Source organism: Mesobacillus subterraneus (assembly GCF_023715485.1).
Classification (GTDB): domain Bacteria; phylum Bacillota; class Bacilli; order Bacillales; family Cytobacillaceae; genus Mesobacillus; species Mesobacillus subterraneus_B.
Genome location: NZ_JAMBOF010000004.1, coordinates 118,808 through 141,797, shown reverse-complemented (window position 1 = coordinate 141,797; position 22,990 = coordinate 118,808). Strand labels below are relative to the sequence as shown.

Genomic DNA, 22,990 nt, shown 5'->3' with positions numbered 1-22,990 from the left:
CTGAATTTATGACATGTTCTCGTTATAATTCTGTTATTCTCGTAATCGAATTTAAATCTAGCTGTTCTTTTTCTCAGGAAATTCTATGTTACGATAATTCACGTGAGAAAAATTAGCCGATGGGAGGCAAACAAATGAAAAAGTCATTATTATCATTGGTTGCAGCAGCGGCAATTTCTGGAGCGGCCGGAGCACAAGCACAGGCAGAGGAAATCGTCGTACATAAGGGAGATACACTATGGGGTCTTTCAAAGGAATACGGCGTATCAGTTGAATCCTTAAAAAAATGGAATAACTTATCTAGTGATGTTATTTACGCAAATGACCTGCTAGAAGTATCTCCTATTAAGTATGCACAAGTTAGAAAAGGAGATACACTCTGGAATATTGCAAAAGCATACGGAGTATCTGTAGAAGAACTTAAAACATGGAATAAATTATCTTCTGACCTGATCCGCCCTGGAATGAGCCTGGCTGTTTATACAAATATGCCAGTCGAAATGAAGGCTGAAAAGGCTCAGCCAGCAGCAACACCAGTAGCAGCACCAGCACCAGCAGCCAAACAAGTTACGGCAACGCCAGCTCCATCAAAGCCAGCTGCTTCATCGAATCAAATTACCGTTGAAGCTACTGCTTATACAGCTAGCTGTGAAGGATGTTCGGGAATTACCAAAACTGGAGTGAACCTGAAAACTAATCCAGATGCGAAAGTTATAGCAGTCGACCCTTCTGTAATTCCGCTTGGTTCAAAGGTATATGTCGAGGGTTACGGCTATGCGACAGCAGAAGATATCGGTGGCGCGATTAAAGGAAACAGAATTGATGTCTTTATCCCGACTCAAAGCGGGGCACTTCAATGGGGAAGAAAGTCAGTTAAGGTTACCATATTAGATTAATAACTTGGAAAAGCATTGGCAAATTGCCAATGCTTTTTTATTCTTCCTTTTTAATTTTTGTCTTAAACGTTTTACCTTTAATTATTTTTTTTTGAGTGATGTTGGGCAAGATAAGGCTTAAGAAAAACTGGGTGATTTTTGAGTATTGATCTTCGATTTTATCAATGATTACATGGACCTTCATTGATAAAGTAGTCTTTATTTCGCTTAGCTGATCTGTGATCGTTTCGCCAACAGCATCTTGTTTGCCCAAATGTTCCATGATTGTCTGATGGAAGATTCCTTGTAAATCCGCTTGCTTTGCTATCATGTCCTGCAGCTCTTCCTGCCTCTTCGATTGAAGAGCAAGTGCATTGGTAACATCCTCATATTCGAGAAGTTTTCTGTTTAAATCCTGGACCATAGCTTCCTGGCATGCAAGCTGGTCAAGGATCGCCTGGCTGGTCAGTTCTTTGCTTAAAAATGATTTAGCAAACTGTTCATGCATTTCCTCAAGCTTGATCAGTTTGTCATCGATTTCCGAAGTGGACTCCTTTTGTTCTGAAATATTTTCAATAACCTTTTCAGAAAGATTTTCATGCCTGGCAAGAACGGAAACCAGCTCCATGTAATTTGCATATTGTTCTTGACGAGTAATCTGCAAGCTGCTGTCGAATTGAGAAACGCTTCCAGTCAGTTCGGTGTTCAACTTCTGCTGTTCATTCAATACCTCTTGCAAATAGTTAAGATGAAATTTATCTTGATTGCTCTTTTCAGCAATATTCGTTTTATTATTAAAAATTTGTGGTGAAACATAACCATTAACGAATAAAGGCATAGGCATCACTCCTGTTTATTTTGATAAGTTGTCATATATAGTATGAATGCCGGGGTAAAATTGGTACTGGCGAACAGATAGCACTTATTACCTTTTATTAATTAAGGCAATTTGCAGCAAGCTAAGAAAAATCGCTTTTTCAGAAAGGAGCAGCTGATATGCTTACAAATGGCCAGCTGTCGGCATTCAAGGCAGAGCTTCTCAAAAATAAAAAAGATCTTCAATCTCACTTGGAGGGAAATGATCACTTTGATTTAAGAAGCGGCCATGCCCATGAATCCACAGGTGAGCTTTCGAGCTATGACAACCATCCGGGTGATGAGGGGACCGAGTTGTATGAACGGGAAAAAGATATCGCTTTAAACGATCACGTAGAATATCAACTCCAGAATATAGACAAAGCATTGCAGGCTATTGAAAAAGGAACTTATGGTAAATGCGAGGTTTGCGAAAGGGAAATTTCTTTCGAAAGGCTTGAAGCTTTGCCTGAAACGACCTTTTGCATTGCGCACACCCCGGACCGAACAGTCTCTCACAACCGGCCAATTGAAGAGGGGGTGCTAATGCCTCCGTTTGGCAAGTTCGATTTGGATAATAAAGATGAAAATGTAGCATATGATGCTGAGGATTCCTGGCAGGAGGTTTCAAGCTGGGGAACATCGGAGACGCCATCTGATTTTGTCACTCCTCAGGACAATTATAATGATATGTATATTGAATCTGAGGAAAACGTGGGATATGTTGAAGACTTTGAAAACTTTGTAGGCACGGACATTTCCGGCAAAGAAATTACTGTGTACCCTAATAAACAACATGAGAAATACGAAAATGAGCTTGATGAAGAAGGGATCATGACCCCGTTTGGTGACCTTCCAGCATACGAGCATGATCCATACGTGGAAGATGATAAGTAATCTTGAGCCAATGACCGTTTCTTTTAGGAATGGTCTTTTTTTGGCTCTTTTTCTATTTGTATAAGTCTAATCGTGATATTTGACAATATGCTGATTGAGCAGAAAAGAGTTCATGGTGCGGTAATCAAACAGCAAATCTTTTAGGAGCCCTTCGAGAATATTCTGCTGGAGTTTTTTATCATGATTAAAAACTCCCAGAACGGGGAAAAGACAAGCATACTGGATGTCAACGAGAGGTGATTCGTAATTGAAAGAGAAGATTAAGTATTATGGTAAAAGCCTGCTAGGTGAGTTGAAAGAAGACCGCGCAACCGGTCTTGCAGCACAACAGGCATATTATTACATGTTAGCTTTGTTTCCTATGTTAATTTTGCTAATTGCAATTGTTCCATACTTGAATATCGATCCTCAAAAGGCAATTGACGTAGTAAATAAATTGTTGCCATCTGAATCAGCACAATTGTTGAAGGATAATGTGGTCAAGCTCGTAAGCGAGCGAAACGGCGGTTTGCTGACTTTCGGTATCATCGGGACAATCTGGTCAGCTTCCAACGGAATGAATGCTTTTATGAAAGCGATGAATATCGCATTCGATGTCGAGGAAACTCGATCCTTCATAAAAGCTAGACTTATCTCGATCATGCTGACAATTGGTTTAATTCTTACTTTAGTCGTTGCACTGCTGTTACCTGTGTTTGGGAAAGTCATTTTGGATGGAATTCAGTCGTTTATCCACATTCCAGCGCCATTCGACATCGTTTTCAGCATCGTTCGCTGGATTGTCGCGTTTGTTGTGATGGCAGCAGTAATCGCAGCCTTATATCAAATTGCCCCAAACAAACATTACCCTTTTAAGCATGTAATTCCAGGAGCAATCTTTGCAACGGTTGTATGGCAGTTGATTTCACTTGGTTTTTCATTTTATGTAAGTAATTTTGGAAACTACTCTGCAACCTACGGAAGTCTAGGTGGCGTCATCGTCTTGATGCTATGGTTATTCCTGACAGGTCTGGCTCTGGTCCTTGGTGGGGAAATCAATGCAATTCATCACCGTGATAAAACTGGGGAAGTGCCAATTGAAGAAGAAGATAAGACGGCATCAGCAAGAGGATAACACAAAAAAACAGCAGGCAACTGCTGTTTTTTTGTTTCTCTTAATTTCGGTTAGTCGGGTTTTGCTTCTAATGTCCAAGCCTTTTATTTTTTGAAGGCTTGAGGCCAAAGAACCACCAGTTCCAGTCACCTAGCAGTTTCATCAGCGAGGGCACCAGGACCATTCTGATAACAGTGGCATCGATAAAGATGGCGAGTGCAATCCCAACACCCATTTGCTTTACGGGCGCAACACCTGTAAAAGCAAATGCGCCTGTCACGACAATCATGATTGCCGCAGCAGAGGAGATGATTTTACTCGTTGAAATTAACCCGGTTAAGGTTGCGTAGTTATTATCTTGCGTTTCAAGATACTCCTCGTGGATACGTGAGATGAGGAATACCTCATAATCCATTGACAGTCCAAACACGAGGCTGAAAACAAACACTGGAAGAATCAAGGCAATGCTTGTCGGATCAACTCCAAGATGCCCTTCCTGAAAGATCCACACGACAATTCCGAATGTGGCGCTTAAGCTTAAAATATTCATGATGATCGCTTTAAGGGGAATCAACAATGACCTAAACGCCACCATCAGGATCAGGAAGGTGGATACCAGGATTAACGCCAGACCTTGTGGTGCTTTTTTAAAAATCTCATCAAAGATTTCTTGTTCGAATTTCGGGGATCCTCCAAATGAAATCGAAACATCATATTCTTTATCAGCCCATTCCCTTACCAAATCCTGTGCCTCAGCAGCAGAAAGATTCTCTTTTAAGTAAACTGATGCGAGCATTTTATCCTTCGTAATAAATGCATCAGCCACATGTTGGATCGGACTGTTTTCCTGGGAGGCAGTAATAAGAAAAGCGGCCGGGTCATCAATCCCTGTTAATGTGAAAGGAGAATCGACAACTTCCACATTTTTGTTTTGTTCGAATTTTTTCAATACGGACTGCAGCTTTTCCAGGTTCTCTTCCGTTAAGACCTCGCCTTCAGTCTCTAGGATGAGTTTGACTTCCTTGTCTGAGCTTTTGTTTATATCTACAAATTCATCCTGGAACTTATCATAAGCAATTCTAGAATCGTAGGTTGGAGGGAGTGCGTCAACTCCAGGGACAGTCAGCTCCATTTGCCTTACTGGAAGCAATCCAGCAATTAAAAGTCCTAGTGCCAGCAACGTCATAATAACAGGCCTTCTCATCACAAAATGAGCAAACGTGCTCCAGATTCCAGGCTTGTCTGATTTCACTTTTAATACGCTCAGCGAATGGACTTTGCTGCCTAACAGTCCGAGGATTGCCGGCAGGAAAGTGACGGCGGAAACTGCGGAAATAAGGACAACTGTCATCCCGCCGATAGCGACATTCTGGAAGATATCAATTTTTATGAACATAAGCCCTAGAAGACCGATGAACACGCACATCGCCGAAAAGATAATCGAACGCCCAGCGGTCGCGGTCGTTGTCATAAGCGCATCCTTGACCGGCTGTTTGTTTACTTCTTCCTTAAATCTGTTAATGAATAACAAGGCAAAGTCAATACTTAAGGCAAGGCCAATCATTGGGACGATGTTAAGGATAAAAATCGTTAAATCAAACCAATAGCTGAAAAAGTAAACCGCGCCCATTGTGGTTAAGATCGAAAAGATTCCTACCAACAGCGGCAGGCTGGCTGCAACAAGGCTTCCGAAAGCAAGTACCAGTACAAGCAAAGCAATAGGAAGGCCGATCATCTCGGCCTTGGCAAGGTCATCCTGGCTGGCCTGGTTGAGGTCTTTTATGATAACCGGTTCACCTGTAATCGAAACTTTAATACCGTCTGTGTTTTTTAAAACTTTGCGAAGATCGTTTATTTCTTCGCTCATTGAGGAAGCTTCTTTGTCAAACATCAAGACGCCATAAGCGATGTTTTCTTTGATCATTCCTTCTTGTTGAAAAGGAGAGACACTGTCTGCGGCTAGTTGTTCCGCTTTTTCGAAGGAATTCTTAATGGAAGATTTCCATTTTTCATCAGATGCTTCCCCTTCATTTTCATACAGGACAATGACTGAAGATGGATGCTGCCCAAAATCCTCCTCTATAATCTCCTTGGTTTTTTTGTATTCACCATCAAACTCAAATCCATTGCCGCTCAATACAGAAGGGAGCTGCAATGCGAAAAAACCAAAAAAGACTATGATTCCAACCCAAACCAATATCACTGATTTCTTGTATTTGTAAATTGCACTACCGAGTTTATTCACTTGTTCCTCCATAAATATCCAATTTGGTCAAATCTCTTATGAAATTTCTATAAGGTCGATCAAGAAATCCGTTTTGCTTGTGTTAATGCAGATACGACCCGGACCCTTTTGTCCAGTATAGATCCTTGATAAAGTTTTTCCTTCAATATCAAACGCTGTCTTATCGGCGGTATAGATAACAATACCATTATCGCTTAACTCAGCCTTGAACGATTCAACCTCATATGTAGAGTCAAATTTAAATTTCCCGCCAGCAAGAAATTCTCCAGACCTAACGATAACAGATTTCCCCTGAAAGGACTGAAGTTTTTCATAAAGCTTTTCAGAGCGGGCTGCTGGTTTCCAGCTTATTAAAGTTTCTTCAATTACAGCACCGGTAAAGTGGAATGCAATATCCAATAATGTTTCTAAAGGCATCGAAATCTTCTCCTTCAAAAATGAATACCTAAATTATATAATAATCGTTTTTACAGTGATATGGATAATGTTTGAAAGATTTCTAAGGAGTGTTTAGCAGGGAAGGTGAAGGAGTCCGGAGGGGTAAATCCCCTTCGGACTAGTAGAGTAATTCGTACACTTCATTCAATTGCCGGGCACGAGTTTCGTCAAGTTCGTTCTTGGCATACTCAATCGCTTCCGGAAGAATTTTATTCAAAAATTCTGCTTCCTCCGCCGTCAGGTCTCTAACAAAATGACCTTCTGAAGGATAGTTGCCTTCCTCAAGCCGCTGATAGATTTTTTTACTGAGGGGGTAGGTTTCAGTATAGTTAGATACAATTTCACGCAAATAAGCTTGTGTTTTTTCCATCGATTACTCCTTGAAATATTCCTTGAATTGTTCTGAATCGGTCATTTGATCGTTTTTAAAATAAGGGTTATCCTCTGTAGCATTTGCTGGGTCGAGATTCGTTTTGATTACCAGCTGGGGTCCAGAGGCTGGACTAGCGATAATTCGGTCTGTCATGTCCTTGAAATCAGGAAGCTTTTCATTACCTGGTTGATTTGGGTCCATTTTTAACACCTCCATTTTATAAGGTGCATTATAAAATGAAAGTTTATGTATGGCGCTAATTATTGGAAAAACTTCCAAACATGTTTTTTCTGAATAACTGTGGGGAATTCTTTTAATGAAATAACAGAAATGGGGTGGCATGATTTGAAAGCAGTTACGTATCAAGGTTCAAAGGATGTACAGGTGAAAAATGTTGAAGCACCAAAAATTGAACATGAAAAAGATATGATCGTAAAAATCACTTCGACAGCAATCTGCGGGTCAGACCTTCACCTTTACCAGGGAAATATGCCTTTGCGCCCAGGCTATATCATCGGCCATGAACCAATGGGGATTGTCGAGGAAGTGGGACCTGGGGTAACGAAAGTGAAAAAAGGTGATAGGGTTGTCATTCCATTTAATGTATCCTGCGGTGAATGCTTTTACTGCCAGAACCAAATGGAAAGCCAGTGTGACACTACAAACGATTATAAGGATACAGGTGCTTATTTCGGATATACAGAACAATACGGTAACCATCCTGGTGGCCAGGCCGAGTATCTAAAGGTTCCATTTGGCGATTTCACATCATTTGTTGTGCCTGAATCTTGTGAGCTAGAGGATGAATCGCTCCTGTTCCTGTCCGATGTTATTCCAACAGCATGGTGGAGCGTCGAGCATGCCGGTGTCAAGAAGGGGGATACCGTCATAGTCCTTGGCAGCGGGCCTGTCGGCTTGATGACACAAAAGTTTGCCTGGATGAAGGGCGCAAAAAGAGTCATCGCAGTCGACCACCTCGATTACAGGCTGATGCATGCCAAAACAACAAATAACGTGGAAATTTTCGATTTTACCCAGCAGGACGATCCCGGCAAGTTCCTGCAGGATCTCACTGACGGCGGAGCTGATGTGGTCATCGACTGCGTAGGCATGGACGGGAAGAAATCAGCCGTGGAAAAGGTCGAGCAAAAACTGAAGCTGCAGGGCGGCACGCTTTCCGCAATAGAGATTGCTCATACAGCTGTACGAAAGTTCGGTACAGTACAGTTAACCGGGGTTTACGGTTTGCGCTACAATATGTTCCCGCTTGGCCGTTTCTTTGAACGGAATATTACAATGAAAATGGGTCAGGCACCGGTCATCCACTATATGCCTAAGTTGTTTGACATGGTCGTCAACGGTGAATTTGATCCAACCGACATCATCACACACAAAATTCCTTTGGAAGACGCCGCCAAAGGGTACGAAATTTTCAATGACCGCAAGGATGACTGCATCAAGGTTGTTTTGAAGCCTTAATAGGAAATGAGGAGACGGGCCTTCGGGTCTGTCTTTTTTTTCTATTCAAGTGTGCAGGATATTCGGCAAAATATGTCGAATGAGAAGGAAGATCTATAAAAGGGGTGATTATATTTTGATTGTTAAGAGACGAACCATTCCGTTAAGAATTTTAATTGACGAAGCTTTATTGCGAAGGCTACCTCCAAACCATCCAAAACGGGCCGTTATCCTCCAGGATTTGATGATTCGGAGAGCAGGCCTAAAAGGAGAACAAGACCTCGATTATTACATCAATCTCCTCCATGAAAATGATTTTCATATCTTCCAAAATATCCGCTTGCCATTTGGCAAAACCTACTTCCAGATTGATTTCCTACTATTATCTTCAAGTTTAATTCTTTTAATTGAAGCAAAAAATATGCCTGGAATCCTTGAATTCGATACTAGGCTAAACCAAGTCCTCCGCACCCATAATGACAAACTTGAATCATATGAAGATCCCATTCTCCAGGTAAAGCGACAAAGAGAACAGTTGAAAAGATGGCTAAAAGATCGCAACTTTCCCTCCATTCCCATTGAATTCATTGTTGCCTACAGCAACTCAGCGTCTATCTTAAAGAACCCAGGGAACGATCGAGAGGTTTACGAGCGAATTTGCAAAGCTGGCAAATTGGTTTTTAAGATTGAAGAGTATAGGAACAAGTGCAAAAACGAAATCTTGCCAGAAAAGGAAGTAAAGAAATTAAGCAAACAACTACTTAAAAGCCACGAGCCCGAAGGTTCCCATCTTCATCTTTTCAGCATCGATCCTGCTGATATCCTGCCTGGTGTCCAATGCCAGAGTTGTGGCCATATCCCAATGCTGCGATATTCCGCGAGATGGCATTGTGCTTATTGCGGAAGTACCTCGAAAGATGCACATGAGCAGGCAATTAGGGACTATTTCTTCTTAATTAGCCCCTATATCTCAACAAAAAAGTTTAAAGAATTTCTATTCCTGCCTACAAGGAAAATGGCTGCCGACTTAGTTTTGAAAATGGGATTGCAATCAAAAGGTGGTAAGAGAAATAGAGTGTATACACTTAGTTAATACTGTTTAACCTCCATTATAAACATGGAGGTTTTTTTTATTTTCAGTTAGTTAACTGGTTTTTTCCATTTTTAGTTAAAAAGTGAATTAAAAAAGCGTTTTGGTTAATTAAAACTAGAAAATAGTTAAATAAAGAATAGAATTGGTTAATTAAATAGAAGAAATAGTAAATTAAAATGTAATTTTGGTAAAATAAATTTTTATGATAAAGTTAAGCTCTTTTTACAGCAGGTAAAGCAGCTATCTTTGAAAATAAATCTATTAGTTTATTTAACTTTTATCCTTTTTTAAAAGAATATTAATCCATTTATCGAATAAAATGACAAAAGGAATTAAAATTTTAATTTCCCCATTGTGGAATTTGAAGGGGGTTTATAAATTGGCAAATCACTACACGATCGACAGCGAGATTTCTGCGGCTTTTTCAGAAATTCAGTATTTAATCCAGATAATATACTCCACTGGCAATCCATACGCCCGGAACCTGGCATTAAATCAGCTCTGTAATCAAACCACCCATCTTAAATTCCTTGTACAATTCCTTCAAACTGAACGCAATACTGCCTTGCAGCAACAGGCGAAACCAAATGCAACCCACCCTTTCCAACAAACACAAACACATACAATCCCTGTCCAAGCCGGGGTGGAAAAAAATCAAATTGTTCCAACACAAGCCTCCCGCCTACCACAACCCAAAAATTCACCCCAACAACTATACCAGTCACCTCGACTATTAGACCAGCCAGCAGAAGCACCATACCACTCAACGGAAGTCTTATACCAGTCAACACATATACCATACCAGTCCAGTAGAGGACTATACCAGACGCCACAAACACAGTTTTCTTCTGCATCTAACCAGTCCCGACAACCATATCAGATACAGGAACCATCCCAGTCTGCACAAATAAACCAATCTGCACAACCGCCTTTTCAGCCATCACGTTTGCTCTACCCAGACGTCCAACGACAGCGGCAAATCCAATCGCCGACACCAGCCGGCAACCCAAATGGACAGACATTTACAAGAGAACAATTGACGCAGTTTACCGGTATGAATGGAATGCCTGCTTATGTTGCGGTTAATGGTGTTGTTTATGATGTTACCAACAATGCGGCATGGTCACTGGCTACGCATTTTGGCCTGAAAGCGGGAAATGATTTGACAGGTGAATTTGCCAGCTGCCATGCGGGACAGAACTGGATTTTGGCACAGCTAAAACCGGTAGGGAGGCTTGTGTGATGAAGAAACTGGATATTGTATTGCCGCCTGAATCCGTTACGAATGAAGCGATTGCACAAAGGTTATATCAGGCAGTGACGAGTGGGCTTGAATCTGGACATGTGAAAAGAAAGAAGCTTGTTTGGCTGGAACTGAACGGTTGTTCTGGTAATATCATTTCGCTTTTAAACGGGTTTCAGCCGGATTTTGAATATGCGATTACACAAATGGTCGACATCGTTTACAGCAATAGCATGATGGTGGAGGATGGAGAAAAAGCAATTAACCGGCTATTCGAGCTTGCTGAGGGTGATGAGGACTTCATTCTTGGAATCGAAGGGGCGGTAGCTCTTAAAAACGAGGGTATGTACCATCTAGTTGGCAATCGGAACGGCCAGCCAGTCACTGGTTTGCAGGCAGCAAAAATGCTTGGCGAGAAGGCTAGCTCTGTAATCGCGATAGGTGCTTGTGCTGTTGATGGCGGACCTTCGGCTGCCAGGCCGAATCTGTCACAGTCGGTAGGGCTGCAAACAGTCCTTGATAACCGGGAAATCATCAAGCTGCCAGGCTGTCCGGTGCATCCCGATTGGTTCCTGGGTACTCTCGCTCACTTGCTTTTATACGGCCAGCCAGAGCTCGACCAGCAGCAACGGCCGAAAATGTTTTACAGCGATTTACTCCATGATCGATGTCCACGCAGGCCCTATTTCGATAAAGGGGTTTTTTCGGAAACGCTTGGAGAGCCATATTGTTTATTCAAACTCGGGTGCAGAGGACCGGTCACGCGCATCGACTGCCCGACAAGGCAGTGGAACGGGCATGTCAACTGGCCGATTGGGGCGAGCACCTGCATCGGCTGTGCCCAGTCTGGCTTCCCAGACCGGATGGCGCCATTCATTTCATACAACACAACAAGGGAGTAGGGAATATGTCTGGAAGGAAAAGAATCGTGATAAATCCCGTTACAAGGCTGAGCGGCTTTTTGGAACTTGATGTCACTGTTGAAGACAATGCTGTGGCAGACGCCAAGACGAAAGGTGTTATGTTTCGCGGGTTCGAACAGATGATGGTAGGGCGGAGCCCATTTGATGCAATTTATTTGACTCAAAGGATATGCGGAATCTGTTCTACTGCCCACTCGGTTGCTTCATCCACAGCCCTTGAGGATGCTCTTGGAGTCGAGGTCACGGAACAAGGGCGTTACATCCGCGATATTATACATTGCTGCGAGTTCCTTCAAAATCATCTGAGGCATTTTTATCAATATACACTTCCTGATTTTGTGAAAATGCCGCCGGAGTATCCGCTTTTTACATCTGATAATAATGATTACAGGATTCCAAAGGAAATAAATGACTCGCTTGCTGATCACTATTTCGAATCCTTGAACTACAGCAGGCTGGCACATCAAATGCTTGCAGTTCTCGGTGGAAAAGCGCCTCATAACCATGGGGTTTTTGTCGGCGGATTTACCACACCTCCGGATGCGGAAAAAATCATCCATATAAAGTCGATCCTCGATAAGATTAGTAATTTTATAGAAAACAAGATGATCCCTGATACTTATACGGTTGCTAAATACTATCCAGAGCTGTTTCATCTGGGAGGCGGTCCTGGCAATTTAATGTCCTACGGAGCATTTAACAATTATAAGGAACTGGGAACTTTATATACAGATCCGCTTGTTTACATCAATAGAAAAACAGAGGCTTTTGACTCGAAGTATATCGAAGAGAAAATCCACTATTCATGGTATAAGGGGAATGAAACATCAAGGCCTTTTGATGAAATTCAAGCACCTGATATGGATAAAGAGGACGCTTACACATTCGTGAAGGCACCGCGATATAAGGGTGTCCCGATGGAGGTGGGCCCACTCGCCAGGCTATGGCTTAGTGGTGAATATCGCAACGGCATATCTGCGATGGACAGGACGATTGCCAGGTCGCTTGAAGCTAAGAAAATCGCCGTGATCATGAAGGTTCTCATCGATCAAATTATCCCCGGGACGCATGTACAAAAGAGATGGCAAGTGCCTGAAAAAGCACAGGGAGCCGGACTTGTTGAAACGACTAGGGGTGCCCTTGGCCATTGGGTTAAAATTGAAAATAATCTCATATCGTTTTATCAGATCATTACGCCTTCTGCCTGGGATTTTTCCGCCAGTGATGAATCATCAAAAGGAACGGCTGAATTGGCTTTGATGCATACACCATTGAAGGACGTGGAAAACCCTGTTGAACTTGGCCGCATCCTGCGTTCCTTTGACCCTTGCATGTCCTGCGCGACTCATGTATACAGGCCAGGGAAAGAAGTCAAATCAATCAAGGTGTTTTAGATGCTGGTGATGGGAATAGGCAATGTGCTGATGCAGGATGATGGAATTGGAGTATATCTTACTCAAGAGCTGATGGCGGAGAACACAGATGGACAGATTCGTTTTGAGATTGGTGAAACAGATGTGGATTATTGTCTTGCACAAGTGGAGGAGAATGAATTTTTAATTATAATTGACGCTGTTCAGTGCCGCGGAGAAAAAGGTAGTTTGTATGTATTCGAGCTGACAGAGCTTGGCAGGATGGAAAAAGGAATTGCAGCCCATAACTATCATCTTTTCCATGCTTTAAGCAAAAAGCAGGGAATCCTGATTGGAATCGAGCCATACGAAATCGGATTTCATTTCGGCTTAAGCGCCGAATTAAACGGCAGGTTTCCTTTTATTAAAGAAAAGGTTAGTGAATTAATCCACAATATAGCAGCGGCTAAATGCAAATAATTAAAGGTTCTGGTAAAGCAAAATAGCTTTATCAGGACGTTTTTTATTATAATGAGAGAAAAATCGACTGTTAGGAGCTGTATTGTGGCTAAATTGTTTGCTGGTTTATATGACACCCTTATGGGTCCGCTTGAAAAAAGGTGGATTGCACGGATCAGGAAGAAAATAGTTTCAGACCTTGAAGGGAAAGTTCTTGAAATTGGCACCGGTACGGGTGCAAACTTTCCTTACTATTCTTCGCAAAAAGTTTTCAGTATAGATTCTGTCGAACCGAATCCCCATATGCTTGAACAGGCAAAACAGAAGGCAAGGGATCTTAAGGTGCCGGTTGCATTCCATCAGGGAGTTGCTGAATCGCTTCCGTTTAAGGATGGCGAGTTTGATACTGTTGTCGCAACTCTTGTTTTATGTTCTGTTAATGATCCTCAACAAGTATTCAAGGAACTCAGAAGAGTTTGTAAAAAGGGTGGAAGAATCGTAATGTTTGAGCATGTCAGAACAGAATCCGCCTCGCTTGCAGCGCTTCAGGACGCTCTTACGCCCGCCTGGAAAAGGCTTTGTGACGGCTGCCATCTTAATCGTGATACAGGCCGATACATGAGGGAATCAGGCATTATAGTATTGGAGGAAAAGAAGTATCTAAAAGGTGTCTTCGTTGAATTCGAGGGCATCAATCCTGAATAAAAAGATACAGGCACAGCAATTAGAACGAAAAGCTGATCCATGCTTATGATGAAAAAACCCAGGCAGTATGGTTCCTCTATTATTTTGTGAAAGAAAAATAGACTGATTTACGAGAAGAGCTGGGGAACCCGGCTCTTTTTCCTATTCTTATAGTTTTCACTATTTATACATAATTAAAACGAAAATACTAGGTTTTTTTATACTAGAATGGGTATAAGAAAATAAATAGCAGATTTCTAGAATCTACATAAGGAGGAAATGAATGTGAAAAATAGTCTTGCAATTATTATTGGATTTTTAATTTTTGGCTCACTATTCGTTGGCTGGAAAATCAGCCAGGATCTTGGTCCTGCTGAAACAGCAAGTGCACCTCAGCCGCAAACAGAAACAGCAAGCAAAACAATTGAATTTAACCCGCCAAGCATGGAGGATGTCCCTGATGGACCTCTAGGCGAAAGCATTAAATATGGACATCAGTTAATGATGGAAACAAATACGGTTGCTGATGAGTATGTCGGTAATAACCTATCTTGCGCAAGCTGCCATGCGAATGGCGGTACAATTAAAGAAGAGGCACCAATGGTCGGTCTTTCTGCGGTTTACCCGGAGTACAGGCCGCGTGAGGGTGAAGTTTATACCCTTGAAGATCGTATTAATGGATGTATGATAAGGAGTATGAATGGGAAAATGTTCCCGTATGACAGTAAAGAGATGCGTGCGATGATCGCTTATTTACAATACATGTCTGAAGACGTTCCTGCCGGCGCTGAGCTTCCTTGGAGAGCGCCAAAGGAACCAAAGCAATTCCCGGTGCCGAGCGTGGAGGATGGAGAAAAGGTCTATGCACAATCCTGTGCGAGCTGCCATGCAGCAGACGGTGGAGGAACGGGAGCAAACACTGGACCTGCAGTTTGGGGCGATGATTCGTTCAATGACGGAGCAGGGATGTCACGATTGACTAAAATGGCTGGTTATGTTCAAAAGAACATGCCTAAAGGCCAAGGCGGAACCTTATCTGATCAGGATGCCATCAATGTAGCTGCTTACATCCTTTCGCATGACCGTCCGGAATTCAAAGGGCATGAAGGAGACTGGCCAAAAGGCGGAAGACCAGCTGATATCATGAATAAGGAAAAGCGTGATCAATTAAAGAATGGCACGATCGATTGGGAAGCAGTTCTTACAACAAAATAAACACAGCCGAAAGAACCTCAGCTCTTATTAAGGGATTGAGGTTCTTTTTTGTGCAATAATTAATATAGAGTTTGCTGTTGCGTTTAGAGTCTGAACTTTACATCACACTCATTTTTCATCTCTAGTGTCTCTTTGCGGATAACTTGTGCCAAGATTCAGCTATTAACGGTCTAGGTAATTGCCCTCGAATTGAAATGGCTTATCTATTTCGAAAATGTTTTCTCCCGCCATAATCTTCCGCCATGCCCAGTTCGTGGTTAAGCAGCCGTTCCATTTCTTCCAATGCGCTTTTCGTAACGACAGGATCACTCATCGACCATTGTATAGTATAAACGAAGTAGTAATTTTTAATTTTACGGAAAATAACAACAGAATTCGGATATGCGTTGAAAAGTGCCTTGATATTATACCTTTTTGTATAAGACCATTTAGTTAATTCCATGTCACAGTCCCCATGTCCTTTTCTTCGGCTCATGCCTTTAGGCACCAATATAATTAATTATCGTGTAAAAGAGAGCTGGAAGAAAATTTTTTTGCGTGATAGTTTTACATGAAAAAAGTGCGAAAGCAACCTTTTTATATGAATTACCCATCATGCAAAGAGGAAAAACTGCTTTGAGGAACGTGGAGTGTGTTATAACCTGTTGCAATGTGCTAAAATAAGGTCGTTGAAGGTTTATAGCGACAAATATCTACATGATATCTAATTGCTAGCAGTTTGATAGAGTGCGATTCTATAGTGTTGCAAAAGGATTTGGAGGGAAATAAGTTACATGAATGAAGCCCAGAGAATTCAATTAAATGTAAGAGTATCTAAGGAAACTTCTGAAAAGCTTGATGAAATTGTAGAATACTATCAGGAAAATACGAAGATTGGCAGAATATATAAAGGTGATGTTTTGACGGATATTATCGAAAAGTCTTATGAAATCATGCAAAAGCAAAAAAATCTTAAAAGATAAAAAAAGACTTCTTACTATGACAATTTGTCAATAATTAAATAAGGCAAAATAGTGAACAAATTCTTGCTTTCCTCAATAATAAGTCGTATTATTTAAATAATCTGATAATTCTACTATGAGGTGATTAAGGATTATGATACGGATGTCTATTGCTGGTGTAGCCGGATTTGTGCTTGTTTTTATTGAGTCCTATTTCGTGATGGTTATAAAACAATATGAAACGATTGAGTTTGGAGGAATTGCGCCGTTTGTCAGTGTCTGGACAATGAACTTCTTCCTTGTATTTTCCATCCTTACGCATATTAAATTTTGGCATGATGAACGGGAAGCCGAACGCGAAGAAGAAGCAGCCGAACGGGACCGTTTCATTAATTAGTAAGGCTCTAAATAAAAAGGAGAAAGGCAGAAAATCTGTCTTTCTCCTTTTTTGTTAAGTATTCTTGTTGCTGTCCTCCAAATAATCTCGTTCTGCTTCCTCAGCCGCTATTCTTAATTCCTGGAAAAATAATTGATCGTTGCAAACCATGCTGTGCTGTTTTTCATTTTCTTCACCAATGTTTAACTGATCTTTGCGTTCTTTTCCCATTCAATTTTCCTCCTTAATGATTCCTGTCAGTGTTTAATTCTATTTCCCTTTTTAACAGCATGTCATGCATTTTTGTAAAAAGAATTAAAGCTATGATAGACCCAATCAGTGTCAATGCCATATCCCATTGGGCATCCCATATGTCTCCCTGCATACCCAGGAAATTTTTCGATGCTTTTCCGTCACTGGTAACCATTGCGAAAAGCCATTCAATGATTTCATATAGAGCAGCTATCGCCAGAACGATGGAAACTGTAATCCCATTGAGCCATACCCCTTTAGCAAGCAAGGTTTTCCTCAAGAGGATTTCTCTTATAATAATTGCAGTCAGTCCTTTCATAAGATGGCCAAAACGGTCATAATGATTCCTTTTTAAGTCCAATGCTTCCTTTAACCAATCAAACAGCGGAACATTTGAATAAATATAATGGCCGCCGATGAATACGAGAATGGTAACGAAGGCGATGATTGAATAAGAGAGGGTCGTCAGACGAAATTTTTTATAAAGGAAAAGAACAATTGCCAGTAAGACAATTGCCGGTCCGGCTTCCAAAATCCAGGACGAATATGCGGCTGGATTAATCAAAGACCAGATAAAAGTAACTAAAACAATGATAAGCAAAAATAAATGGGCCGTTTTAAAAGTCATTAATCTCAACTCCAACGATTGTCTTCTATTGTAAGTATTTACTTTCACGTCGTTTTAATTCTAATTCATCAACCATTAATAGATGTGGAATACTAAAGCGTATATATAGTTGGAGGGAATTTATGAACGAACTAAAATGCCTTTACAATTTTGACATCGATCAACAATATCTTAAAATTGAGTTTTTACCAGGTTCATTTTCTGGATCCTGGCAGGCCTTTGTATTTGATGAAAATTGGACTGACATGACCAGCGCTGCAGCATCAATTTCTGAAATATTGGCTGACAGCATCGAATTTGTTTTCGAAACGCTCGGTGTTCGTGGACGGGTTGCCGTATTGAACGGCCTGGAAGCAACCAATTCACTGGAAAGTATAATAGAGACTTCTTTGTTTCATTTACAAGGTTTACTGTTTGTTTCAGCAATCATTGTAAACGAAGATATGCATATATTAAAAAGGTTCGGATTTGCCGAAGAAAGAGTGAGGGATGGCCATACAATATATGTCATAACATCAGAGGAGGAAAGCGGGGATTCCTGCCGTTTTTTATAAATGGCGTTTCGCACACAGGCTTTTTTCTTCGTAATTTATACATTGATGCTCCTGAGAGGATATTGAACAAAGAGCAACTAAAATGTGAAAGTCAAAATCAAGCCGTTCCGTAACTCGGAAGGGCTTTTTGTGTCATATTTTTTAAAAAACTATATCAAAAATGGTTAAGGTTTTATCGGTATAGGGTAGTGAGAAAAAGAGCGACTTTTTGATAGAGAGGAAGATGAGGCTTTGTCTGGCAAAATTAATGTAACGATCAACGGTGCCGAAGTTACGGCAATTGAAAATCAAACAATCCTTCAATGCCTTTCTGACAGCACGATTGAAGTACCTAGTGTTTGCTATCACCCCAGCCTGGGACCAATCGAGACGTGTGATACTTGTATTGTAGAAGTGAATGGTGAATTAGTCAGATCGTGTTCCACACAAATGAAAACTGGAGACGTCATCGATACAACTGCGCCCGAAGTAAAGAAGGCCCAGACGATGGCAATGGATAAAATTCTTTTTAACCATGAACTGTATTGTACGGTTTGTGACTACAATAATGGGACGTGTGAGGTACATAACACAGTCAAAGAAATGAAAATCAATCACCAGAGCATCCCTTTTGACCACAAACCATATGAAAAAGATTATTCTAACCCGTTTTACCGGTACGACCCTGATCAGTGCATATTGTGCGGCAGATGTGTAGAAGCGTGCCAGGATGTCCAGGTAACAGAAACTCTGAGAATCGACTGGGAACGAGACCGTCCGCGCGTCATTTGGGATAATGACGTTCCCATCAATGAATCCTCTTGCGTTTCTTGTGGCCATTGTTCTACCGTTTGTCCATGCAATGCGATGATGGAAAAAGGCATGGAAGGCGAAGCAGGATTCCTGACTGGCATAGCCAAGGAAACTCTGCGCCCGATGATAGAGATTACAAAAGGTGTAGAAACAGGCTATGGTTCAATTCTTGCCATTTCAGATATGGAAGCGGCCATGCGTGAATCAAGAATCAAGAAAACAAAGACAGTTTGCACATATTGCGGAGTTGGCTGCAGTTTTGATGTGTGGACAAAGGGGCGTGAAATCCTTAAGGTGGAGCCGCAGATTGAAGCACCGGCCAATGGGATCTCCACTTGTGTAAAAGGAAAATTCGGCTGGGATTTTGTCAATAGCGAAGAGCGTCTGACAAAACCGCTGATCCGTGAGGGAGACAGCTTCAGGGAAGCAGAATGGGATGAAGCACTGAATTTGATTGCAAGCAAGTTTACTGAAATTAAGAATGAGCATGGTCCGGATTCTCTTGGCTTCATCACTTCTTCAAAATGTACAAATGAAGAGTCTTATTTAATGCAAAAGCTGGCAAGAGCTGTCATTGGAACTAATAATATCGATAACTGTTCAAGGTATTGCCAGACGCCGGCAACAGTAGGATTGTTCAGGACAGTTGGCCACGGCGGTGATGCAGGTTCTTTCGCGGATATTGCAATGGCTGACCTGGTTATCATAGTTGGTTCAAACACTGCCGAAGCTCACCCGGTATTGGCTACCCGTGTAAAACGGGCGCAAAAGCTCAATGGGCAGAAGGTGATTGTCGCCGACTTGCGTGAACATGAAATGGCTGACCGCGCTGACTTGTTTGTAAGGCCTAAGGCAGGTAGCGACCTTGTTTGGATTTCAGCGGTAACTAAATATATTATCGACCAGGGCTGGGCAGATGAGGAATTCCTGAAAAATAAAGTCAATGGACTTTCTGAGTATGTAGCGAGTCTTGAAGGATTCACTCTGGAATATGCAGAGAAAACAACTGGTCTTTCCAAGGAAACGCTAATCGAAATCGCTACGAGCATCCATGAAGCGAAGAGTGTTTGTGCATTATGGGCAATGGGTGTCACTCAGCACCTCGGAGGAAGTGACACGAGTACGGCAATTTCCAACCTATTGTTAATTACCGGGAACTACGGTCGTCCTGGAACAGGAGCCTACCCTCTTCGCGGACACAATAATGTTCAGGGTGCGGGGGATTTTGGAAGCAGCCCTGACTCACTTCCAGGCTATCAGAAGGTATTCAATGATGCTGAACGCCAAAAATTCGAACAAGCATGGGGAACAAAACTGCCTTCAGAGCCAGGCATCAACAACCATGACATGATTGAAGGGATGCATAACGGAACGCTGAAAGCCTTGTATGTCAAAGGCGAAGAAATGGGTCTCGTCGATTCGAACATCAACCATGTTCACTCGGCATATGAAAAACTTGATTTCTTTGTTGTCCAGGATATTTTCTTTTCAAGAACAGCTCAATTTGCTGATGTAGTATTGCCAGCGAGCCCAAGTTTTGAAAAAGAAGGCACATTTACAAACACAGAGCGGAGGATTCAACGCTTATACCAGGTTTTTGATCCAGCAGGTGAATCTAAACCGGATTGGCAAATTCTGATTGAAGTCGCAAATCGTCTTGGTGCAGGATGGAGATACGAACACCCGAGTGAAGTCATGGCAGAAGCGGCAAGTCTTATGCCGATTTACTCCGGTGTGACATATGAACTCCTGGAAGGATACAAGAGCCTTCAATGGCCAGTAAATCCAGATGGCACTGATACCCCTGTATTATACTTGGATGGTTTCCCTTTCCCTGATGGAAAAGCACGTCTATTCCCTGTAAAATGGTCCATTCCGGTTCAATTCGGCGAGGAATATGACATCCATGTTAATAATGGCCGACTGCTAGAACACTTCCATGAAGGGAATCTGACCTACAAATCGGAAGGAATCACATCGAAAACTCCTGAAACATTCCTTGAAGTCTCTCCGGAGCTTGCGGAAGAAAGAGGCTTGAAGGATGGTACACTCGTAAGGTTGACTTCACCTTATGGCAACGTGAAGGTCAGATGTGTAGTCACAGACAGAGTGAAAGGCAAAGAAGTCTATTTGCCTATGAATGATACTGGCGATGCCGCCATTAACCTCCTAACAAGCAGTTATGGCGATAAGGACACGGACACTCCGGCTTATAAGGAGACAAAAGCGAAAATGGATATTCTGCAATATGAAGGAGTCAATCCTTTACCAAGGAACAACTTCCGATATGGCAACCCACAACCGCAAATCGGCGTCCAGGTGCAGAAAAAATGGGCTCGTCCAGATTATATCTTCCCTGGAGATCTTGTGAAAAAGGAGCGGACCCAGCATGGCTAAAGCGATAACGAAAATTCAGCAGATTGAATTGTCTGAAGAGCAGAGAAGAAGGAAGGACCTCGAAGAATTAGAGACTGCATTGCTAGATAACAAGGATGCTATTTTCCAATCTTTAGATGTCATTAAGCATATGCATGACCGTGGGGTACTGTCCCTGCTTGGCGGATTGTTCAGTGAAGGTGACAAGGTGTTGAATGTACTGGTAAAAGCTGCTGACAAACCTGAAGCCACTAATACACTGAAAAACCTGCTATTAATGGTAGGCGTACTCGGCACAATCAATGTCCAGCAACTGGAACCATTGCTGTTAAAGTTGAATTCAGGAATTGCCAGAGTAGCAGAATACAAGGAAACAGAGGATAAACTAGGCTATTTTGATATCGTGAGATCCCTCAAGGATCCGGAAATCAATAGTGCCCTTACATTACTTTTCGAATTCCTGAAGGGCATGGGAGAGGATACAAGCGGATTGGAAAGGACGACCCAGCTTCCAGAAGACCAGGATCTGCACCAGAGTCAGGAAGGCACTTTGGAACACAGATAAAATGATACGGGCAGGCGGCAGGCTTAACGGCTTGTTAGCCTGCTTTTTCAAATACCTATAAGTTTGATAAAGAATGTAATTGGTTAAAAGTAAGTGACTGATAGGTGAAATTTAAATTAGAGAGGGTGGCTGTTGTGAAACCAGTCGAAGTCAAAAGGGAAATCCTTCGTTTTGGAGATGGCCAGGCCGAAAGAATGGAAGACAGCGTGGTAACGGAATATACAGTCACTGTGAAGGTGAATGGGCAGGAATTCGTTACGATGGTCTGTACTCCGGATTACATCGAAGATATGGTAGTCGGATACCTTGCATCAGAGGGAATGATCAGGAAATATAGTGACATTAAGGATATTTGGATTCAGGAAAAAGAAGGGTTCGTGCATGTAAAGACATCCAGGGAAAATCCATTCTATAAAGGTTTGCAGGGAAAGCGGTATTTAACGTCATGCTGCGGGGCGAGCCGTTCAGGCTTCGTGTTTGCCACAGACGCTCTTACAGCCAAGAACCTTCATGGCGTCAAAACAGAGATTGAAGTCAATGACTGCTTCCGGCTGATGAAGGAAATGCAGGATGCTGCCGAGTTATTCCAAAACACTGGAGGGGTCCATAATGCGGCTCTATGCAGTTTGTTCGGACCGGTGGTATCGCGGATGGATATCGGGCGTCATAACGCCCTTGATAAGATTTACGGCCATTGCTTGAAAAATGATATCCCAATCCATGATAAAGTGATTGCTTTCAGCGGGCGGATTTCTTCGGAAATTTTACTCAAGGTAGCAAAAATTGGATGTCCGATTGTGCTGTCCAAGTCTGCACCTACAGAACTTGCCCTCAAGCTAGCAGATGAACTTGGAATCACAACAATTGGCTTCATCCGGAATCGCTCCATGAACGTATATACTCACCCAGAACGAATTGCAGATGCAAATTACAGTCTTACTGAAAGCCGGGTTTAATAACTCGGCTTATCTTTTAGTATAAGCCAAGTAAAAGAATGGAAAAATGGAGGTGAAAGACGAAGGAGTGATAAAATGGGTGAAAGAGATATGGAAGAAATGTTCGAGTGGGCAGGACTATCGGATGTTTATGAGCAGCACGGATATAAAATGTGGCTCAGCGGCATAGAGGACAGCGTAGATGTCGAACTTTTGGACCGCTTTTCTGATGCCTATTCATTTGAAAGTACCGAAACGATGTTTTATGACGAGTTTCTGTTCTATTTGAGGCTTTTTAAAGGAATATGCAAACACAATGACCTGCCGCCTCGGTATTGGTGATTCAGCTATAAATACATAATTGTTAT

At 42.0% G+C, this 22,990-nt stretch carries 28 protein-coding genes; 18 read left to right on the top strand and 10 right to left on the bottom strand.

Annotation, left to right across the window (positions count from 1 at the left end; genetic code table 11):
• The first annotated feature begins 134 nt into the window (after positions 1-134).
• Entirely contained in the window at positions 135-896 is a 762-nt protein-coding gene (locus M3204_RS07345) for a 3D domain-containing protein (protein WP_251480341.1), read from the top strand.
• Positions 897-933: 37 nt separating this feature from the next.
• Here the strand turns inward: M3204_RS07345 and M3204_RS07340 are convergent, their stop codons facing one another.
• Positions 934-1,713: a hypothetical protein gene (locus M3204_RS07340; RefSeq protein WP_251480339.1), complete on the bottom strand. Its 780-nt coding sequence runs from the start codon at positions 1,711-1,713 to the stop codon at positions 934-936.
• Between the two features lie 158 nt (positions 1,714-1,871).
• Here M3204_RS07340 and M3204_RS07335 point away from each other — a divergent pair, with 158 nt between their 5' ends.
• Both M3204_RS07335 and M3204_RS07330 read left to right on the top strand, forming a co-directional pair.
• Entirely contained in the window at positions 1,872-2,627 is a 756-nt protein-coding gene (locus tag M3204_RS07335) for a TraR/DksA C4-type zinc finger protein (RefSeq protein WP_251480338.1), read from the top strand.
• A 247-nt stretch (positions 2,628-2,874) separates the two neighbouring features.
• Positions 2,875-3,741: a YihY/virulence factor BrkB family protein gene (locus M3204_RS07330; protein ID WP_251480337.1), complete on the top strand. Its 867-nt coding sequence runs from the start codon at positions 2,875-2,877 to the stop codon at positions 3,739-3,741.
• Between the two features lie 67 nt (positions 3,742-3,808).
• Here the strand turns inward: M3204_RS07330 and M3204_RS07325 are convergent, their stop codons facing one another.
• From M3204_RS07325 to M3204_RS07310, 4 genes are all read right to left on the bottom strand, one after another.
• Complete coding sequence (locus M3204_RS07325) at positions 3,809-5,965, bottom strand: MMPL family transporter (protein WP_251480336.1); 2,157 nt, start codon at positions 5,963-5,965, stop codon at positions 3,809-3,811.
• A 36-nt stretch (positions 5,966-6,001) separates the two neighbouring features.
• Positions 6,002-6,382, bottom strand: a complete 381-nt coding sequence (locus tag M3204_RS07320) for a hypothetical protein (RefSeq protein WP_251480335.1) — start codon at positions 6,380-6,382, stop codon at positions 6,002-6,004.
• A gap of 139 nt (positions 6,383-6,521) precedes the next feature.
• Positions 6,522-6,773 carry a sigma-G-dependent sporulation-specific acid-soluble spore protein CsgA gene (locus M3204_RS07315; RefSeq protein WP_251480333.1) on the bottom strand — a complete coding sequence of 84 codons (252 nt, stop codon included), beginning with the start codon at positions 6,771-6,773 and terminating at the stop codon, positions 6,522-6,524.
• A 3-nt stretch (positions 6,774-6,776) separates the two neighbouring features.
• Positions 6,777-6,977 (bottom strand): hypothetical protein, encoded by a 201-nt coding sequence (locus M3204_RS07310; protein WP_251480331.1) that lies wholly within the window; start codon positions 6,975-6,977, stop codon positions 6,777-6,779.
• A 144-nt stretch (positions 6,978-7,121) separates the two neighbouring features.
• Here M3204_RS07310 and M3204_RS07305 point away from each other — a divergent pair, with 144 nt between their 5' ends.
• Entirely contained in the window at positions 7,122-8,255 is a 1,134-nt protein-coding gene (locus M3204_RS07305) for a zinc-dependent alcohol dehydrogenase (protein WP_251480328.1), read from the top strand.
• Between the two features lie 115 nt (positions 8,256-8,370).
• On the top strand, positions 8,371-9,327 hold the full coding sequence (locus M3204_RS07300) for a nuclease-related domain-containing protein (protein ID WP_251480326.1): 957 nt from the start codon (positions 8,371-8,373) through the stop codon (positions 9,325-9,327).
• A 521-nt stretch (positions 9,328-9,848) separates the two neighbouring features.
• Here M3204_RS07300 and M3204_RS07295 read toward each other — a convergent pair.
• Together M3204_RS07295 and M3204_RS07290 are read right to left on the bottom strand one after the other, a co-directional pair.
• Positions 9,849-10,160 carry a hypothetical protein gene (locus M3204_RS07295; protein ID WP_251480323.1) on the bottom strand — a complete coding sequence of 104 codons (312 nt, stop codon included), beginning with the start codon at positions 10,158-10,160 and terminating at the stop codon, positions 9,849-9,851.
• Positions 10,161-10,181: 21 nt separating this feature from the next.
• Positions 10,182-10,322 carry a hypothetical protein gene (locus M3204_RS07290; protein ID WP_251480320.1) on the bottom strand — a complete coding sequence of 47 codons (141 nt, stop codon included), beginning with the start codon at positions 10,320-10,322 and terminating at the stop codon, positions 10,182-10,184.
• Positions 10,323-10,363: 41 nt separating this feature from the next.
• On the opposite strand from M3204_RS07290, the gene M3204_RS07285 reads away from it, so the two are divergent.
• The 6 genes from M3204_RS07285 to M3204_RS23845 all read left to right on the top strand — a co-directional run bounded on the left by M3204_RS07285 (position 10,364) and on the right by M3204_RS23845 (position 15,203).
• Positions 10,364-10,570: a cytochrome b5 domain-containing protein gene (locus M3204_RS07285; protein ID WP_251480318.1), complete on the top strand. Its 207-nt coding sequence runs from the start codon at positions 10,364-10,366 to the stop codon at positions 10,568-10,570.
• Positions 10,570-11,472: a hydrogenase small subunit gene (locus M3204_RS07280; protein ID WP_251480315.1), complete on the top strand. Its 903-nt coding sequence runs from the start codon at positions 10,570-10,572 to the stop codon at positions 11,470-11,472. Before M3204_RS07285 ends, M3204_RS07280 begins: the two co-directional genes overlap by 1 nt.
• Before the next feature lie 5 nt (positions 11,473-11,477).
• Positions 11,478-12,887: a nickel-dependent hydrogenase large subunit gene (locus M3204_RS07275; protein ID WP_251480312.1), complete on the top strand. Its 1,410-nt coding sequence runs from the start codon at positions 11,478-11,480 to the stop codon at positions 12,885-12,887.
• On the top strand, positions 12,888-13,325 hold the full coding sequence (locus tag M3204_RS07270) for a hydrogenase maturation protease (RefSeq protein WP_251480309.1): 438 nt from the start codon (positions 12,888-12,890) through the stop codon (positions 13,323-13,325).
• 84 nt (positions 13,326-13,409) lie between these two features.
• A complete protein-coding gene (locus tag M3204_RS07265) occupies positions 13,410-14,009 on the top strand; it encodes a class I SAM-dependent methyltransferase (RefSeq protein ID WP_251480306.1) in 600 nt (199 codons plus the stop codon).
• 258 nt (positions 14,010-14,267) lie between these two features.
• The gene (locus M3204_RS23845; RefSeq protein ID WP_435367697.1) at positions 14,268-15,203 is read left to right on the top strand and encodes a c-type cytochrome; all 936 of its coding nucleotides are present in this window, start codon (positions 14,268-14,270) and stop codon (positions 15,201-15,203) included.
• Positions 15,204-15,402: 199 nt separating this feature from the next.
• On the opposite strand, the gene M3204_RS07255 is transcribed toward M3204_RS23845, so the two are convergent.
• On the bottom strand, positions 15,403-15,645 hold the full coding sequence (locus tag M3204_RS07255) for a hypothetical protein (RefSeq protein ID WP_251480301.1): 243 nt from the start codon (positions 15,643-15,645) through the stop codon (positions 15,403-15,405).
• A gap of 331 nt (positions 15,646-15,976) precedes the next feature.
• Here M3204_RS07255 and M3204_RS07250 point away from each other — a divergent pair, with 331 nt between their 5' ends.
• Positions 15,977-16,165: a hypothetical protein gene (locus M3204_RS07250; protein ID WP_251480298.1), complete on the top strand. Its 189-nt coding sequence runs from the start codon at positions 15,977-15,979 to the stop codon at positions 16,163-16,165.
• A 133-nt stretch (positions 16,166-16,298) separates the two neighbouring features.
• A complete protein-coding gene (locus M3204_RS07245; protein ID WP_251480296.1) occupies positions 16,299-16,541 on the top strand; it encodes a hypothetical protein in 243 nt (80 codons plus the stop codon).
• Between the two features lie 54 nt (positions 16,542-16,595).
• On the opposite strand, the gene M3204_RS07240 is transcribed toward M3204_RS07245, so the two are convergent.
• Both M3204_RS07240 and M3204_RS07235 read right to left on the bottom strand, forming a co-directional pair.
• The gene (locus M3204_RS07240; RefSeq protein ID WP_251480294.1) at positions 16,596-16,751 is read right to left on the bottom strand and encodes a hypothetical protein; all 156 of its coding nucleotides are present in this window, start codon (positions 16,749-16,751) and stop codon (positions 16,596-16,598) included.
• A gap of 13 nt (positions 16,752-16,764) precedes the next feature.
• A complete protein-coding gene (locus tag M3204_RS07235; protein ID WP_251480291.1) occupies positions 16,765-17,400 on the bottom strand; it encodes a DUF2238 domain-containing protein in 636 nt (211 codons plus the stop codon).
• A gap of 122 nt (positions 17,401-17,522) precedes the next feature.
• Between M3204_RS07235 and M3204_RS07230 the strand changes: the two genes are divergently transcribed.
• From M3204_RS07230 to M3204_RS07210, 5 genes are all read left to right on the top strand, one after another.
• On the top strand, positions 17,523-17,954 hold the full coding sequence (locus M3204_RS07230) for a hypothetical protein (RefSeq protein ID WP_251480289.1): 432 nt from the start codon (positions 17,523-17,525) through the stop codon (positions 17,952-17,954).
• Between the two features lie 231 nt (positions 17,955-18,185).
• Positions 18,186-21,143: a formate dehydrogenase subunit alpha gene (fdhF, locus tag M3204_RS07225; RefSeq protein ID WP_251480286.1), complete on the top strand. Its 2,958-nt coding sequence runs from the start codon at positions 18,186-18,188 to the stop codon at positions 21,141-21,143.
• Positions 21,136-21,687 carry a DUF1641 domain-containing protein gene (locus M3204_RS07220; RefSeq protein ID WP_251480283.1) on the top strand — a complete coding sequence of 184 codons (552 nt, stop codon included), beginning with the start codon at positions 21,136-21,138 and terminating at the stop codon, positions 21,685-21,687. Before fdhF ends, M3204_RS07220 begins: the two co-directional genes overlap by 8 nt.
• 134 nt (positions 21,688-21,821) lie before the next feature.
• Positions 21,822-22,643: a formate dehydrogenase accessory sulfurtransferase FdhD gene (gene fdhD, locus M3204_RS07215; protein ID WP_251480753.1), complete on the top strand. Its 822-nt coding sequence runs from the start codon at positions 21,822-21,824 to the stop codon at positions 22,641-22,643.
• Positions 22,644-22,718: 75 nt separating this feature from the next.
• The gene (locus M3204_RS07210) at positions 22,719-22,964 is read left to right on the top strand and encodes a hypothetical protein (RefSeq protein WP_251480280.1); all 246 of its coding nucleotides are present in this window, start codon (positions 22,719-22,721) and stop codon (positions 22,962-22,964) included.
• The last annotated feature ends 26 nt before the right edge of the window (positions 22,965-22,990 follow it).